At 34.1% G+C, this 15,361-nt stretch carries 15 protein-coding genes; 3 read left to right on the top strand and 12 right to left on the bottom strand.

Annotated features, from left to right (window positions below; translation table 11 throughout):
• Nucleotides 1-512: 512 nt before the first annotated feature.
• The 8 genes from RM51_RS06540 to RM51_RS06505 all read right to left on the bottom strand — a co-directional run bounded on the left by RM51_RS06540 (nucleotide 513) and on the right by RM51_RS06505 (nucleotide 7,587).
• Nucleotides 513-2,795, bottom strand: a complete 2,283-nt coding sequence (locus tag RM51_RS06540; protein WP_039366370.1) for a cation:proton antiporter — start codon at nucleotides 2,793-2,795, stop codon at nucleotides 513-515.
• Between the two features lie 97 nt (nucleotides 2,796-2,892).
• A complete protein-coding gene (locus RM51_RS06535; protein WP_039366367.1) occupies nucleotides 2,893-3,282 on the bottom strand; it encodes a hypothetical protein in 390 nt (129 codons plus the stop codon).
• A gap of 109 nt (nucleotides 3,283-3,391) precedes the next feature.
• Nucleotides 3,392-4,102, bottom strand: coding sequence for a LytR/AlgR family response regulator transcription factor (locus tag RM51_RS06530; RefSeq protein WP_039366364.1), 711 nt, complete (start codon nucleotides 4,100-4,102; stop codon nucleotides 3,392-3,394).
• Nucleotides 4,080-4,850: a sensor histidine kinase gene (locus RM51_RS06525; protein ID WP_084110966.1), complete on the bottom strand. Its 771-nt coding sequence runs from the start codon at nucleotides 4,848-4,850 to the stop codon at nucleotides 4,080-4,082. The genes RM51_RS06530 and RM51_RS06525 overlap by 23 nt, the downstream gene beginning before the upstream one ends.
• A gap of 8 nt (nucleotides 4,851-4,858) precedes the next feature.
• A complete protein-coding gene (locus RM51_RS06520) occupies nucleotides 4,859-5,230 on the bottom strand; it encodes a hypothetical protein (protein ID WP_039366361.1) in 372 nt (123 codons plus the stop codon).
• Nucleotides 5,231-5,313: 83 nt separating this feature from the next.
• Nucleotides 5,314-6,507: an alanine dehydrogenase gene (locus RM51_RS06515; RefSeq protein WP_039366357.1), complete on the bottom strand. Its 1,194-nt coding sequence runs from the start codon at nucleotides 6,505-6,507 to the stop codon at nucleotides 5,314-5,316.
• 64 nt (nucleotides 6,508-6,571) lie between these two features.
• Complete coding sequence (tsaE, locus tag RM51_RS06510; protein ID WP_039366355.1) at nucleotides 6,572-6,979, bottom strand: tRNA (adenosine(37)-N6)-threonylcarbamoyltransferase complex ATPase subunit type 1 TsaE; 408 nt, start codon at nucleotides 6,977-6,979, stop codon at nucleotides 6,572-6,574.
• Nucleotides 6,979-7,587: a transglycosylase domain-containing protein gene (locus RM51_RS06505; protein ID WP_165584986.1), complete on the bottom strand. Its 609-nt coding sequence runs from the start codon at nucleotides 7,585-7,587 to the stop codon at nucleotides 6,979-6,981. The genes tsaE and RM51_RS06505 overlap by 1 nt, the downstream gene beginning before the upstream one ends.
• Before the next feature lie 133 nt (nucleotides 7,588-7,720).
• On the opposite strand from RM51_RS06505, the gene dnaG reads away from it, so the two are divergent.
• The 3 genes from dnaG (at nucleotide 7,721) to RM51_RS06490 (ending at nucleotide 12,101) form a co-directional block, all read left to right on the top strand.
• Complete coding sequence (gene dnaG, locus RM51_RS06500) at nucleotides 7,721-9,706, top strand: DNA primase (protein ID WP_039366350.1); 1,986 nt, start codon at nucleotides 7,721-7,723, stop codon at nucleotides 9,704-9,706.
• A gap of 117 nt (nucleotides 9,707-9,823) precedes the next feature.
• On the top strand, nucleotides 9,824-10,510 hold the full coding sequence (gene clpP, locus RM51_RS06495) for an ATP-dependent Clp endopeptidase proteolytic subunit ClpP (protein WP_039366348.1): 687 nt from the start codon (nucleotides 9,824-9,826) through the stop codon (nucleotides 10,508-10,510).
• Nucleotides 10,511-10,838: 328 nt separating this feature from the next.
• Nucleotides 10,839-12,101 (top strand): esterase-like activity of phytase family protein, encoded by a 1,263-nt coding sequence (locus RM51_RS06490; protein ID WP_039366345.1) that lies wholly within the window; start codon nucleotides 10,839-10,841, stop codon nucleotides 12,099-12,101.
• Between the two features lie 266 nt (nucleotides 12,102-12,367).
• Here the strand turns inward: RM51_RS06490 and tpiA are convergent, their stop codons facing one another.
• The 4 genes from tpiA to RM51_RS06470 form a co-directional block, all read right to left on the bottom strand.
• On the bottom strand, nucleotides 12,368-13,126 hold the full coding sequence (gene tpiA / locus RM51_RS06485) for a triose-phosphate isomerase (protein ID WP_039366343.1): 759 nt from the start codon (nucleotides 13,124-13,126) through the stop codon (nucleotides 12,368-12,370).
• Nucleotides 13,127-13,219: 93 nt separating this feature from the next.
• Nucleotides 13,220-13,570, bottom strand: coding sequence for a TerB family tellurite resistance protein (locus tag RM51_RS06480; RefSeq protein ID WP_039366341.1), 351 nt, complete (start codon nucleotides 13,568-13,570; stop codon nucleotides 13,220-13,222).
• Between the two features lie 56 nt (nucleotides 13,571-13,626).
• The gene (locus RM51_RS06475; protein ID WP_039366338.1) at nucleotides 13,627-14,736 is read right to left on the bottom strand and encodes a BT_3928 family protein; all 1,110 of its coding nucleotides are present in this window, start codon (nucleotides 14,734-14,736) and stop codon (nucleotides 13,627-13,629) included.
• 1 nt (nucleotide 14,737) lies between these two features.
• Nucleotides 14,738-15,304: a DUF1599 domain-containing protein gene (locus RM51_RS06470; RefSeq protein ID WP_039366335.1), complete on the bottom strand. Its 567-nt coding sequence runs from the start codon at nucleotides 15,302-15,304 to the stop codon at nucleotides 14,738-14,740.
• Nucleotides 15,305-15,361: the final 57 nt, after the last annotated feature.

The following is a 15,361-nucleotide window of genomic DNA, read 5'->3' as shown; positions in this document are numbered from 1 at the left end:
AGAAAAATCAAGATAACCAAACCGAAAAACAGAAACGAAAATGAGCATACCTCTCTTAGGCTGAATACATATTTTACGGCTATTACTATTCATAGAGTAATAAGTAATAAGTAATAAGTAATAAGTAAGCTGGAAAATATTATGAAATACTAAAGACCAATGAGAACAAAGGTTTAAACCAAGTTATTAATTTTTTTATGCATGTTGCTATTGTAATAATTTAGGTAAAACTTTAGCGATATCTCTTCCTTTTTCTCTTATTACTCATTATAATTCTTCATTTTAATTGAGTTAAAAGTATCGCTCAAGAATGTTTATATTAGTTGATATAATCAGTAAAAAGATAAAAAATTAATATCAGTTAAACTCTTATTATTTAAGAATTGAATGACTCGTATAGATAATCTAAACTAAAGATTATTGTTGATTAATATATTTGATTGGAATAAACTATTTAGCACAAAAAAGCACCTTAAAAAAGGTGCTTTTTTGTGCTAAGAGAAAGCAAACTATCAAGGATTAGAAATAATCAATGTTGATGGAATATCCGATAACCATAAACTTTTGGTATCGATTAAATTCTTCCAGCTTTTGCTGCTGATCAACATAAGATCTTGAGAATTCAGAAATTCCTGCTCAATTTTCTTCTCGTTATATAGGGTGATGTGATTGGGGGCAACTTGTTCTATGCTTCTGATAAGCTCTTTTACTTCAATATTACTTCTGATCTGTCCTGCAACATCCAGAATAATGATTTGAGAGTTGTTATTATTAATTAGTCTTTTAGCATATTCAAGCAAATAAAAATCGCTTAAATTAAAAATAGGAACAAATACTCTATCTGCAGATTTGAAGTCCTTTTCAACTAAAATTCCCACCGGAATATTGGTTTTATCTAAAATTTGTAAAGTAAAATCGTCAAAAGGAGAGTTGTTGAAAATATTTCCTTTTCCTTTTACCGTATTCAGTAATTTCTCAGGATTAATGATTTTTGTAGTAAAACCAAGCAGCCTTCCCAGTAAACTTCCTTCATACATTGATTTTCCAAGCATGATTAACAATAAATCGTAGTTTCCTTTGTTTGAAATACTGGTTAAATCATTTTCGATATCGGTAGAGGCTTTGAAAAGAGTAGTGACTTTTAGTTTTAAATCGTGAGAAGTATCGATGACATTTTTAAACTGGTCGTTTTCATATTCATTTATATCATACGCATGCATTTCTTCTACAGGAGCAATATTCATGGCGGTAATGCTCTTATTTCCATTCATTTTACTGGTAAAATCGTGGGCAAGTTTCAATAAAGTACTTCCTGATTCCGGATTGTCAAAAGAAAGAAGGACTCTGTATTGTGCATCATTATGATTCGTGTTTTCTTCGTCCTCGGTCTTTTTAGATTTAAAAATGAAATTAATGAAGTCTAAAGCAGGTCCGGTCATAAAGGTTGTAAATAAAGCCATTATAACCATCATGGCAAAGATTTCAGGACTTAAAACGCCTAAATCATATCCGATGTTTAGAACGATAAGCTCCATTAATCCTCTTGTATTCATTAAGGCACCAATTGTGAGACTTTCTTTCCAGTTGATTCCTAAAAATTTGGCTGCTAATGCGCTTCCTGCAAATTTTCCGATAACTGCGGTAAGAATGATAAATCCTGCCGTAATCCATAAATGAATGTCATTCAATAATCCTATTTCTGTACGAAGTCCTGTAAATACAAAGAATAAAGGTAGTAAAAGTACTAATGCAACGTCTTCCACTTTATCTATGAACATGGTACGGAATTTAGCATTTTCAGGCATGATTGCTCCAGCCATGAATGCTCCGAATAATGCATGAATACCAATAACTTCTGTTGCGTAAGCAGAAAGAATTAACGTCAGAAAGAAAATAGCGACCATCGGTTTGTTGATTGTATTCTTTCCGGCTTGTAAATCACCAATTCTTTTGAGGAATGGTCTTACAATTTTGATCATCAAGAAAACATATCCGATCGCCATTAAAATAACATAGATAGAACTAGCAAAAGATCCGGCTTTTACAATAGCAATGACTGCTGCCAAGATACACCAAGCTGTAATATCGTCGGCTGCGGCACAGGTAATGACTACAGTACCCAGTTTCGTTTTTTGAAGATTCCTTTCCTGAACAATTCTTGCCAAAACAGGAAATGCCGTGATACTCATTGCAATGGCGATGAATAATGCAAAAGAGGTAAATTGAATCCCTTGTGGCGCAAATTCCTGATAGATAAAGTAAGAAAGCCCGATTCCTAATGCGAAAGGAATAATGATACTTGCATGACTGATGACAACAGCATCATGTGCTTTTTTTCTTAAAACGCTCAGGTCGAGTTCCATTCCCACGATATACATGAAGAGAATTAACCCTATCTGGCTCAAAAACTGTAAGTTACCTAATGATTCTTTTGGAAAAAGGAATGCTGAAAATTCTGGGAAATACATTCCTAACAATGATGGTCCTAAAACAATACCGGCAATCATTTCCCCGATTACAGAAGGTTGTTTTATTTTCATACAGATCCATCCGAAAAGTCTTGCTACTAAAATGATGGTGACAATTTGTGCCAACAGAAGAGCTAAAGGATGGTGTAGATTGGTTTTAAAGGATTCTAAAAAATTATCCCAGGTAGATCCACCAGTTGTTTTTACAACGATATTTTCTTTTACCTCCAAGGTTTGCCCTTCTATGATGAAATAATACATCAGACAAGAGAAAACCGCGATGGTAACGACATAGAAAATAATGTTTTTGTATTTTCCCCAATTCATAATTCCAATATTTTATGCAAAGTTGATAAGAATATAATTACTATAATTATTTTTATTTTTAAAATGTAATAAATGCTACAAATAATGTAATGAAATTCTACTTGAAAGAATATCCCAATCCGATTCCCATTTTCCAGGCTCCATTTTGAGTGGAAGTTTTTGTATTGTAGTAAAAAGGAATCTGTACTGCTAATTTTTTGTAGACCACTGTAAAACCTGCTCCAAGATTGGGAGTGATGACACTGTTTTTGGTGCCTTCCGATTGATCTTCTTTGATGCGTAATGAAGGAAGCATTCCCAAAACGAATTTTACATCTTTGTTTTTGTAGCTGATATTTGGGCCTGTAAAGTTGAGAAAAGCTCCATGATCTACATATCCGATAACTGCAATTCCGTCGAAAAAAGAGGTTTTAACTTTTGATTCTGTTTCCTGAGAAAAGCAAAGTCCGGATATGAGAATTCCGCCTGCATAGAAAAGTTTTTTCATTATAAAATCATTTAATCAGAGGCAAAAGTACGCTGACTAAAAGAGTAAAATAAGGCAGTTGTAATAAAGCTGTTGAATTTTGTAATGAAACCGAAAACCTTTGAAAGATCTACTTTCCGAACATTTCCATTAAGGGGCTTTTATAAGATTCTCCGATTTGTAATTTTAAAAAATGGTCGTTTTCAGTAAGAATGGTGGTGATAATTTCATTCGTTGAAAATACTTTAATGGAAGACAAAGCGATGATCTCTTTTTTATTGACCTGTGCGAAATCTTTTGAGGGAAGCATTTCCAGGAGGTTTTTAAAGTTTAAATTCTTTAAAACGATGTTTGTGCCGTCATTCAGAATAATATCTTTATCTCGGCTGTCGATTTCAGAGGTTTTGATATAAGCAATCTGATCTGTAAAGATCACTGTTTTACCGATGTTGGTGTTCCATTCGATGAAATCTTTTTTCGGGGGATTTTGAACGAGTTCTTTTGCCTTTTCAAAAGCCTGAATCAACCTTTCTTTTTTGATCGGTTTTCTTACATAATCGACTACATTTAAATCAAAAGCTTCTGCGGCGTATTCTTTGTAAGCGGTCGTAAAGATGATTTTTTTTGAACCGGAAATCAGTTCTGCAACTTGTAAACCGTTCATTCCAGGCATTTCGATGTCTAAAATACAGACGTTACAATCAATATTTTCAATTTCGTTTAGAAAAACTTTAGGATCATTGAATGCTTTCACAACTTCTACGTTGTCAATTTGTTCGCAAAGGAGTTTTAAATAGCTGATTGCCAGTAATTCATCATCAAGAATAACGCATTTTATCATAGAATTCTCCTAAATTGATTGTTAATTCTGCCGTGAAGATACCGTTTTTTGAACTTTTTTGAAGAGAATAATGATTGTTGTATATCATTTTCAGTCGTTGATCTAAAGACTGACTTCCGAAGCCACTTTTTTCTTTTTCCAATACATTTTTTAAAGAAGCTTTGTTGTTTACTTTCATGATGAAAATTCCGCCTTCCAGTTCCATATGGATGGAGATGAATGAATCCTGTGCTAAGAAATCGGTGTGCTTGAAAGCATTTTCTATTAAATCAACAGAAATTAAAGGGGCAAAAACTTTCTCTTCGTAAATTGTATCCGATTTGTTGATTCTTGATTTGATTCTAAAATCAAAAAGTGGATTTATCTTTATTTTATTAATCTCAATAAGACTTAAAGCGAAATTTAATTCTTCTTTTGGGCTTACGAATTTGTTATTGCTTTCGTATAAAATATAATCTAAAACATTGGCCAGTTTGTCCAAAGACATATACGTTTGATACGCATGAGACTGAACAGAATTTAAAATATTTTTAAACAAATGCGGATTGAGTTTTGTTCCGATATGCTCAAGCTGAACTTCATTCAAGCGTTGTTCAATAATTTTATTAGCTTCCGAAAGTCTTGCATTTCGGATCTTAAATTTTTGATTCTGGCTAAATAAATAAATGCTTACGGTTACAAAAAAGAAAATAGCAAATACTCCAATGAATATCAGATAATCATGAATCATGTAGTAATTGCCTTCCATCCGAAAAATTATTTCAATTTCTTCAAAGAATTCAACGTTACGGTTTCTTCACATTTTTCGTAAGAAATTTCGTAAGTTGGATTATTTTCAGGATAGGTCAAAAGATAATCAGGACAAGGCGTTTTCTGTGCGTGACTTCTGTCAAAATCTACTTTTCCTTTAGTTATAATGCTATCTTTTAAAAACTTTTCATTGATTTTTAATGCAGTCATCTCTGCTTTAAAAGCATCAGAATATTTGAAATCTTTGGAAAGCGTTTCTGCAATAACACGGCTGTTCGGTAAATAACCGCTGCAGCTTGCGCCTTTTTTATTTAAGACAAAAAATACAATAGCAAGTCCCGGAATGAGACCAATTAAGTAGAATTTAAGTTTTTTCATACGTAGATGTTACTGTTTCTAAAAGGTCGTATGGAATCGCGTCAAAAATATTGAATTTACGTTCCTCAACCTTGGCGATTTCATTAGAAAATTAAAAGATTGATATCATGATAAGTAAGTCCGAAACGGTCGCAAATGATTTTCTTTGTATGTCTTCCTTTGTACATATAAAGACTTTGTTTCATTTCATTTTTGCGAACCAGCATATTTTCGAAGCCGCCTTCTTCGTCGTAGTTTAAAATATAGGAAAGAAAGAAATTAGAGATTGCTTTTGTTGTTGTTCTCGGCATTCTTGAAGTTAGATTGGGAAGCCCACAGTGGATGACACCATGCTTAATGATATAAGGATCTTCCATGGTAGTCAGTTCAGATGTTTCGATTACTTTTCCGTTGTCGATTGTAATATCGATGATGACACTGCCTTTCTTCATTTTCATGACCATATCTTCGGTCACGATTGGGGTCATATTTAATCTTGGAAGAGCTCCAATTACTACATCTGCACGTCTTAAAGCTTTACGAAGTTCTTTCGGATCTATAATAGAAGTAGGAACTCTGCTGTCTACAATGGTATGAAGTCTTCTTAGTTTTGAAAGAGAATTATCAAAAACTCTTACACTGGCTCCTAAACCTATGGCTGCTTTTGTGGCAAATTCACCTACAATTCCAGCTCCTAAAATTACCACTTCTGCAGGTCTTACTCCTGTAATTCCTCCAAGCATCAAACCATTTGATAAGGCTAAAAGTTCTGAGGCGTAAAGAATGGAAACCGTTCCTGCAATTTCACCGACTAATCGAACTAAAGATAATTGTTTGTATTCGTCAACGATGAATTCGAAAGCGATGGCATTTACTTTTTTCTCTGCGAGTTTTAAGAAATAATCTTTATCTCTTAAGTTGATCTGAAGTGCTGAAACCAAATAGGTATTTGGTCTCATAAATTCAATTTCGTCTTCTGTAGGCGGGTTAATTTTTAAAATTAAGTCTTGTCCGAATGCTTCTTTCGGATCTTTTGTAATTCTGGCACCCGACTCAGAATATTGCAGATCTGTAAAAAACGAGCCTTGTCCGGCTCCGGATTCTATAATAATTTCATGACCATGTTCTACTAAAACTTGTACAGCATCTGGTGTAATGCATGTTCTCCTTTCATTAAGGCAGGTTTCTTTGGGAACTCCAATACTGAACTGTTTACCTTTTTTTATTACTTCAAGCTTTTCTGCTTTCGGGATCAATTCCTCTTCAGTAAAAGGGGTGAAAATATTTGTAGTACTCATTTTAAATTATATCTTACAGATAATTATTTTTCAATTGAATTCAATAAGCAAAGATACATAATATTTAGTCGAATGAAATTTCTCTGTTTTCACCCGTGTTAATGATACTCATTTCGTGGTATTTAAGTCCATACAATTCATCTTCATATACTTCAGGCCACTCAATAATACATAAAAACGCATTATCCAGATATTCTTCAATACCGATATCATATACTTCTTCAATGTTTTTTAAACGGTATAAATCGAAATGATAAACTTTTCCTTTGGGAGTATTGTATTCATTAACGATAGAGTAAGTAGGAGAATTCACTTCGTCCGTGCTTCCTAAACTCTTAAGCAAAAACTGAGTGAAAGTGGTTTTTCCGGCTCCTAAATTTCCTTTTAAAAGGAAAATATTATGCTGTAACTGAGGGATGATGGTATCAACTATATTTTGCCAGTCTTCTATTGTATGTATAGTGGAATTCATTACTTATTTACATTTTTCTCGTACAAATTTAAGAAATGTCTGGCTCTTACTTCTGCTCTTTCAGGATTTCTGTATCGGTTATTTCGTTGAGGAGCTTCGTAAAGTGCCAAAATCTCTCCCATTTCTAATGGTGTCAAATTTTTCGTTTCTTTATTAAATAATGATTTAGAAACTTTCTGTAACCCTTTTCTGTTTTCTGAAAAATCAAAATGATCGAAGTTAAAGTTTAAACAATCTTGCTGGCTAAAATGATGTTCTATATATCTTGCGATTAAGAATTGATCTATAAACTGTTTGTTTTTGATTTCTAAAATTGGGAATAATCTATAAGCTATCTGATTGCAAGGGCATTCTTTTCTTTGCGAATGATCAGGATCTATGAAAGCACTAAATACAAAATTCCATGAATTTTCTGATAAAGAGTTGGGATAAACGGTATTATAGAAATTTGAAAAATTGGCCGGAATTTTTTCACTGTCTCTTATTTTATGGATGATCATTTTTTTATCAACATCATTAATAATAAACCTTCCTCCGATTTCGAGATATAAGAGAAAAAATACTATTGAAGAAATTATAAGCAATAAAAATCTTTTTAAATATTTCATGGTCAAAGGTTTCATAGTTTTTCAAAAATAATTAAAAATAAAATCATTTAAAAATCAAAAAATTAGTGGAATTCAAATATTGAGTTGTCTATAAGTATGCCAATTTCAATATAAATTTGTATATTTTTGTAGCATGATTTCCAAGCAGACCATAGATAAAATATTCTCAACAATCCGTGTAGAAGAGATTGTTGGTGAATATGTGCAGTTGAAAAGGGCAGGGTCTAATTATAAAGGACTCAGTCCGTTCCATGATGAAAAATCTCCGAGTTTCGTAGTTTCACCAAGTAAACAGATTTGGAAAGATTTCTCAACAGGAAAAGGAGGTACTGCTATTTCTTTCCTGATGGAAATTGAGAATTTTACTTATCCGGAAGCGCTTCGTCATGCTGCAAAAAAGTACGGAATTGAGATTGAAGAAGATCAGAAAGATTTTTCCGAAGAAGCAAAAAATGCGCAGTCCGAAAGAGATTTACTGTATAAGATCCATGAAATTGCTAATGATTATTACCAGAATTTCCTTTGGGAAGTAGAAGAGGGAAAAGCGATTGGACTGTCTTATTTCAAAGAACGTGAGCTTCGTGATGATATCATTAAAAAATTCCAGCTTGGATATTCTCCTGAGAAGAAAAATGCTTTCACTGCATATGCTATAGAGAAAGGGTATTCAAAAGAAATCTTAGAGAAATCCGGACTTTCCATATTTCCGGAAAATACACCAGCCGGAGTAGACCGTTTCAGGGAAAGAGTTATTTTCCCGATTCATAGTTTTTCGGGAAGGGTGTTGGGTTTTGGAGCCAGAATTCTTAAAAATAACGTAAAGACTGCAAAATACCTTAATTCTCCGGAGACAGAAATTTATCATAAATCAAATGTTCTTTACGGGTTGAACCAAAGTAAACAGGCGATTTCGAAAAAGAATGTCTGCCTTTTGGTAGAAGGATATATGGATGTGATTTCACTGCATATGTCGGGAATTGAAAATGTGGTGGCCAGTTCAGGAACTTCTTTGACGACGGAGCAGATTAAACTGATCAAAAGATTAACAGAAAACGTTACGATTCTCTTTGATGGTGATAATGCCGGAATTAAAGCAAGTTTTAGAAGTATCGATATGCTTTTGACAGAAGGAATGAACATTCGTGTTCTTCTTTTCCCGGATGGTGATGATCCTGATTCTTTTGCACGAAAACATCCGCAAGAATATGTAGAAAGATTCATCGAAAATGAAGCGATGGATTTTATTGATTTTAAAGCAGAAATTCTTTTCAAGGACATCGGAAATGATCCGATAAAAAAAGCAGAAGCGATCAGAGATATTGTAAAATCGGTTGGTTTTGTTCAAAATGCTTTAAAAAGAGAAGTTTATTTAAAGCAAGTTTCCAATAAATTCGGACTTTCTGAGCAGAGTTTGTTCAATGAGCTTGATGTTCAGAGACAGGTGACTCAAAATCAGAATCAGCATGTTCAGCAGCAAAAGGAACAGTCGGCTCCTGTAAAAATGGAGGTGGTGCCTTTGAATGATGAAAAAGGAGATCCGTTTATGTTTGAAGTTTTATTTATGGAAAATAAACTGGTAGATCATATGCTGATGTTTGGAGATATTGTTCTGAAAAGAAAAGATGATCAGGAGGAAGAATATCAGATCACCGTGATAGAAGAAATTCTCCAGCATTTTGAAGAAGAGGGCTACGAATTTTTGGTAAAGGGAAATGAAATTATCATCAATCAGGTAAAAGAAGGGATTCAGAATGATGAATTGAGGAGTGGAACCTTTTTTGTATCTTTTATGGATGAAGAGATCACGTCAAAAGTGGTAGATGCATTGATTCCTTTGGATGATCTTGAAAACTGGGCGTCCCGAAATATTTATCCACCTAATTACGGGGATAAAATTGCAGAGCAGGTGAAAGGGGATGTTTTGCTTCATAAATACAGATATATAGATTATTTAATAAAACAAACGGCTAAAGAGCTTGATGAACACAGCAGTTCTGATCCTGTAAAGTATTTTGAGCTGATCCAGAAAATCACCTTATTGAAACAGGCTTCCATGCGTTTAAGCGATATTATTGAATATTCTCCCATCAAAGGTATTTACGGAGACCGAAAAAGATAATTTCAGACAAACTGTTTACTAATTATTTTTCTTCTGTGACAAAAAGTCTTATATAATTTTAGGAATAAAAGTTGTAATTTAAACTTTGAAAAAATTTAAAATAATACCAATAGAAATATGGACATTAAAAAAGAATTCAGAGATTTCTCTGTAAAGCATTTAGGAAATAACGGTTTGGTAACCGATCAGTATATGGGAATGTATGGACCGACAAATCTTACGCCGTACATTATGGAAGAAAGAAGATTAAATGTTGCTCAGATGGACGTTTTTTCACGTTTGATGATGGACAGAATTATCTTCTTAGGAACAGGTATTGACGATCAGGTTGCTAATATTGTAACGGCTCAGCTTTTATTCTTAGAAAGTGCTGATCCTTCAAAAGACATTCAGATCTACATCAATTCTCCTGGTGGAAGTGTATACGCAGGATTGGGAATTTATGATACGATGCAGATTATTAAGCCGGATGTAGCAACAATTTGTACAGGAATTGCGGCTTCAATGGGAGCTGTATTGTTAGTAGCAGGTGAAAACGGTAAGCGTTCTGCTCTTAAACACTCAAGAGTAATGATTCACCAACCTTCAGGAGGAGCTCAAGGGGTGGCTTCTGATATGGAGATCAACCTAAGAGAGATGCTGAAGTTGAAAAAAGAATTGTATGACATCATTGCTGAACATTCTGGTCAGACCTACGACTGGGTAGAGAAAGCTTCAGACAGAGATTACTGGATGACTTCTGAGGAAGCAAAAGGCTACGGAATGGTAGACGAAGTATTACAGAGATCTAAAGAGAAAAAATAATTTTCTTTAGGGAAATAAATAAAAACGCATCAAGGTATTTGGTGCGTTTTTTATTTGTTAATTATTGATGTTGATATTTTATAACCCATGAAATAGTAGTGAATTTCTCATTGATTATTATAATTCATTTTTTACCACCCCGTCAAAAATTCCTTGAATTTTTGCCACCCCTCCCTTGGAGGGGAATTTTGATATTCTAAAACCGACCTAATATTTATTTCTAAGATTTGAAATTTTGTTTTTTATTTCAAGACAATAGAAATTTAATATTCCATTCAACATCAGTTTACAATCATTATTTACTTTCGCGTTCAACAAAAAGTGAATAATGAAAAAATTCTTATTACCTATTTTTGCTTTTATAGCTTTGGCGGCTTGTAACAATGATGATAATACAACCAACCCTGATGTAGATTATTCAAAACTACCACAGGAGTTTCCTTTCTCGACCTTAAAAACTTTGAACGGAGTTAATATTATCAACGGAGGTTTTGGCTCTGGAGCGACGGCACATCCGACTCAAAAAGGAGAATTTTACGTGATTACCGATCGTGGTCCTAATGTTGCGTACTCGAATGGGATTAAAATTCTTGTTCCTGATTTTACACCGACTATTATGCATTTTAAAATCAATGCGGAAGGGAAAATAGAGGTGATTAAATATATTAAGCTTAAAAATCCTTCAGGGCAGCCGATTACAGGGCTTCCAAATCCTGTAGGAATGGGAAGCACAGGAGAAGTGGCCTATGCTGCAGACGGAAGTGTTTTAGGAACAGATAATTACGGATTGGATAGTGAAAGTATTGTTGCCGCAAAAGACGGAACATTTTGGGTTTCTGATGAATATGGACCTCATATTGTTCATTATAGTGCGGATGGAGTAGAGCTGGAAAGAATCAGTCCGATTAGTGTAAATACGGGAACAAGAAAACTTCCTGCCGTTTTTGCCAAAAGAAGACCCAACCGTGGAATGGAAGGAATGTGTATGACACCGGACGGAAAAATGTTGGTAGGTACGATGCAGTCGACAATGTATGTTCCTACGAAAGCTTTGGCAACGAATACTACTTTAACAAGAATTGTAACTTTTGATTTGGCGACAGGTCAGACAAAACAATATTTATATAAACAGGATGGAGGTGCTTCAGATTCCGTTTGTGATATTACTCCTATCAGCAATACTGAATTTTTAGTCATTGAAAGAGACGGGAATTTCGGTTCGGTTGGCGGACTCAAAAAAGTTTACAGAATTAATCTTACAAATGCTTCCGATGTTTCGGGAACAGATTTAACAGCTGTAGACGGAATGAAAATTAACGGAAAAACTCTTGAGCAATCTACCTGGGATGAAATCAATACGGCAGGATTAAAACCTGTTACAAAAACGCTAGCCGTTGATCTGGTATCAAAAATAGGATATGAACATGATAAGTTTGAAGGAATCGTGTATTTAGGAAATAATAAACTGGCCGTTTTCAACGATGATGATTTTGGGGTTGCAGACGATGGAAACGGAAATCCTAAAACGAAAAATTTACCTAAAACAGGTAAACAGGACAAAGGGACAATGTATATAGTCGATATTCAATAATTAGATTTTTTTTAAGGGGCGGCATCGAAGATGCCGCCGCTTTTTTATTTCTTACAATTCAAAAATTCATTTAAACGTAAAGCTTGAAAACAAAGCTTCATCAAATCAACTTGTTGATTACTCTTTGCTCTCTTAAAACTTATCCCTAATCAATTAGAGCTTTGCGTTAAAAAACATCAGCGCAATCTGAAAAATCTGAGAGAAAAGATTTAAAAACAAAAAAGACCGCCCAAAAGACGATCTTTCCTATAATATTGTATTCAAAATTAATTAAAACCCTCAATAATCTTAGAGAAATCTTCCAATTTCAAAGCTGCTCCACCAATAAGACCTCCGTCGATATCAGGTTGAGAGAAAATCTCTTTTGCATTATCAGGTTTTACAGAACCTCCGTAAAGGATAGAAACTTCGTCAGCAACTTCCTGTCCGTATTTTGCAGCGATGATACTTCTGATGTGAGCGTGAATTTCCTGAGCTTGCTCAGGAGTAGCTGTTTCACCTGTTCCGATAGCCCAAACTGGTTCATAAGCGATGACTACTTTTTTAATTTCTTCAGCAGAAAGTGTGAAAAGCGCAACTTCTGTCTGGTTTTTCACCACTTCAAAATGTTGACCTGCTTTTCTTTGCTCCAAAGTTTCACCGTTGCAGTATACAGGAATTAAACCTTTGTCTAAAGCCAATTTTACTTTTCTGTTGCAGTGAGAATCAGTTTCACCGTGGTATTGTCTTCTTTCAGAATGCCCGATCAATGATCCTGTTGCATCAATAGATTCAAGCATATCAGCAGCAATTTCTCCGGTGTAAGCTCCGCTTTCGTGCTCACTCATATCCTGAGAAAATACTCCAATTTCATCCTGTTCGAAGATATCTTTTGCCATCATTAAATATAATGCAGGAGGAGCGATCCAAACTTCGCAGTTGGTCGTATTATTGTTTTTATATTCTAATAATTGAGTCATTAATTGTTGAGCATCAATTACGTTTTTGTTCATTTTCCAGTTTCCTGCAACTATTTTTCTTCTCATAGTTTCTTTATTTAGAAGTTAGATTGTTAGACGTTAGAACGAAGAAGTCAGTGTTTTTTACTGATTTCTGTCTTCTAATCTCTAATGTTTCAATTAATTAATATTCCACAAGTTTTTTAAAAGTTTATAATATAGGTGTTCTTCGTCAGTAACTACATTATCAGCTTTTATCAAAGATTTTGCAAATTGTACAAATTTTTCACGTTCCTCTTCTGTTGAATCATCATGGAAGCAACGTGCATGGAATTCGAAATGATCTTTCCATTCTTCGGGTTGCAGAAGAGCCAGTGTTTCCAGTTCATTATCCAAGTTCATTCTGAAAGGAAATTCATCTGCCAAATACTGCTGAACAAGCATTCCTTCTTCAGGAGCAAATTCTCCGTCTACAGAAGAAAGTATCATTAATAAATGGTAACCTGCAATAGATTTATTTGATTTTTGCATTCTTACAATGTTATATTAAAAGTTTAGTGTTTAAAATTTATACAGGCAAAGATGGATTATTTCAGATAATCTTTTGCCGGGATTTTGTCTGTAATTTTTCCGTTTTCAAGGATCAATACAGAAGGATTGCTTCTCGCGATTGTTTTAATAGCTGTACCATCCATCATTGCATTCGGAATTGTTTTGAAGGTCGTAGCAATCGTTGAAACTCCATATACAACTGTAGCGCCCTGAGATTTTGCTTTCGCTTCTACTTGTTTTAATACTTCAGGGGAAGCATCTTTAGGAGCATATGAAAATATCAAAATAGCTTTAGGAGCATGAAGGATGCTTTCAGTCAACTCAACTCCGGAAGGATCTTCAATTTTAAATTTTACAATTTCAGATTTGTAGCCTTCTTTTATAAGTACAGACTCGTTTTTCCCTTCTTCAATTTTCCATGGCGAACCTTCTGCCCAATATTTGGTTTCTTTAATGTAGTCGTCCTGATTTATCTTTACAACTTCTCCTGTTTTTTCATTTTTAAGACTATAGAAAGTTTTATATACCGAAGGATCTTTGCTGATTTTTTGTTTTTCAACTTGTATATCGGTTCCGATTTTATAATCACGGAAATCGATAATAGGTTCGTGGATAATTCCGTGAGCACCAATCAAGATCATGGCTACAGAAAATACTCCTAAAAGGATATATTTGAAGGTATTGGATTCTTTTTTAGGACTGTAGCTATAAGAGTCTTTTTTCTTAAATTCTTTTCTGTACAGGATGAACACTACGATTAAGCCTACTAGAAGCACAATGTCTTTGATAAAACTTTGCCATGGTGTGAATTTAATCGCATCCCCAAAACATCCGCAATCCGTTACTACATTGAAATAAGCGGAATAAAAAGTAAGGAATCCGAAGAAAATGCAAAGAGCAATCAGTGAAGAAAGCGTGAATTTAAGTTTTAATTTAATTAAAAGCATAAACCCTAAAAGAAGCTCCAAAATCACGACAAATACCGAAAGTGGTAATGCAAATTTTTCTAAAAAAGGCATAGCAAAGACATCAGGAGCGAAATATTCTTCCATCTTGAAAGAAAAACCCACTAAGTCCACCGCTTTTACAAAGCCCGAAAGAATGAAAATAATCGCAATAACAAAGCGTAATAAAGCTTTAAACATATTAAATAGTTTTTGGTTCGGTTTTTTCTTCTTTTTCAGAGAATTTGATGAGACAGAAAACAGCATAATTCAGCATATCAAAATAATTCGCGTCTAAACCTTCAGAAACAATGGTTTTCCCCTGATTATCTTCAATTTGTTTCGTTCTTAATACTTTTTGATAAATTAAATCTGTGATAGAAGAAATTCTCATGTCTCTCCAAGCTTCGCCATAGTCATGGTTTTTTCTTTCCATTAACGCTTTGGCTTCGTTGGCATATTTATCATAAAGACCTAAAATTTCGTCCTTATTTTCGCTAAAATCATTGGCAAGACCTTTTTCAAGCTGAATAAGCCCGATAATAGAATAGTTGACCACCGCAATAAATTCGTCCTCTTCGCTTTCATCCACCATTTTCTTATCAGTCATTTGTAAAGTACGGATTCTGTTAACTTTAATGTAAATCTGATCCGTAATTGAGCTGGGTCTTAGTACTCTCCAAGCTGCTCCGTAATCTTGTAATTTTTTACCAAACAAATCACGGCACTCACTGATAATTTTTTCGAATTGTATTGATGTCTTTAGCATAAATTCTCTTAATCTTTCAAAGATACAAAATAGGTTTTAGGTAGCAGGAATAAGGAC

Origin of the sequence: Chryseobacterium taiwanense, assembly GCF_000813825.1 — a bacterium.
GTDB classification, from domain to species: Bacteria; Bacteroidota; Bacteroidia; order Flavobacteriales; family Weeksellaceae; genus Chryseobacterium; species Chryseobacterium taiwanense.
Note: the sequence above shows the minus strand (reverse complement) of the source record. Positions and strands in the feature narration are given on the sequence as shown.

What these genes read in the sequence shown, in the direction of transcription:
- RM51_RS06540 (WP_039366370.1), bottom strand. Translation starts at nt 2,795, where the DNA reads ATGAATTGGGGAAAATACAAAAACATTATTTTCTATGTCGTTACCATC.
- RM51_RS06535 (WP_039366367.1), bottom strand. Translation starts at nt 3,282, where the DNA reads ATGAAAAAACTTTTCTATGCAGGCGGAATTCTCATATCCGGACTTTGC.
- RM51_RS06530 (WP_039366364.1), bottom strand. Translation starts at nt 4,102, where the DNA reads ATGATAAAATGCGTTATTCTTGATGATGAATTACTGGCAATCAGCTAT.
- RM51_RS06525 (WP_084110966.1), bottom strand. Translation starts at nt 4,850, where the DNA reads ATGGAAGGCAATTACTACATGATTCATGATTATCTGATATTCATTGGA.
- RM51_RS06520 (WP_039366361.1), bottom strand. Translation starts at nt 5,230, where the DNA reads ATGAAAAAACTTAAATTCTACTTAATTGGTCTCATTCCGGGACTTGCT.
- RM51_RS06515 (WP_039366357.1), bottom strand. Translation starts at nt 6,507, where the DNA reads ATGAGTACTACAAATATTTTCACCCCTTTTACTGAAGAGGAATTGATC.
- tsaE (WP_039366355.1), bottom strand. Translation starts at nt 6,979, where the DNA reads ATGAATTCCACTATACATACAATAGAAGACTGGCAAAATATAGTTGAT.
- RM51_RS06505 (WP_165584986.1), bottom strand. Translation starts at nt 7,587, where the DNA reads ATGAAATATTTAAAAAGATTTTTATTGCTTATAATTTCTTCAATAGTA.
- dnaG (WP_039366350.1), top strand. Translation starts at nt 7,721, where the DNA reads ATGATTTCCAAGCAGACCATAGATAAAATATTCTCAACAATCCGTGTA.
- clpP (WP_039366348.1), top strand. Translation starts at nt 9,824, where the DNA reads ATGGACATTAAAAAAGAATTCAGAGATTTCTCTGTAAAGCATTTAGGA.
- RM51_RS06490 (WP_039366345.1), top strand. Translation starts at nt 10,839, where the DNA reads ATGAAAAAATTCTTATTACCTATTTTTGCTTTTATAGCTTTGGCGGCT.
- tpiA (WP_039366343.1), bottom strand. Translation starts at nt 13,126, where the DNA reads ATGAGAAGAAAAATAGTTGCAGGAAACTGGAAAATGAACAAAAACGTA.
- RM51_RS06480 (WP_039366341.1), bottom strand. Translation starts at nt 13,570, where the DNA reads ATGCAAAAATCAAATAAATCTATTGCAGGTTACCATTTATTAATGATA.
- RM51_RS06475 (WP_039366338.1), bottom strand. Translation starts at nt 14,736, where the DNA reads ATGTTTAAAGCTTTATTACGCTTTGTTATTGCGATTATTTTCATTCTT.
- RM51_RS06470 (WP_039366335.1), bottom strand. Translation starts at nt 15,304, where the DNA reads ATGCTAAAGACATCAATACAATTCGAAAAAATTATCAGTGAGTGCCGT.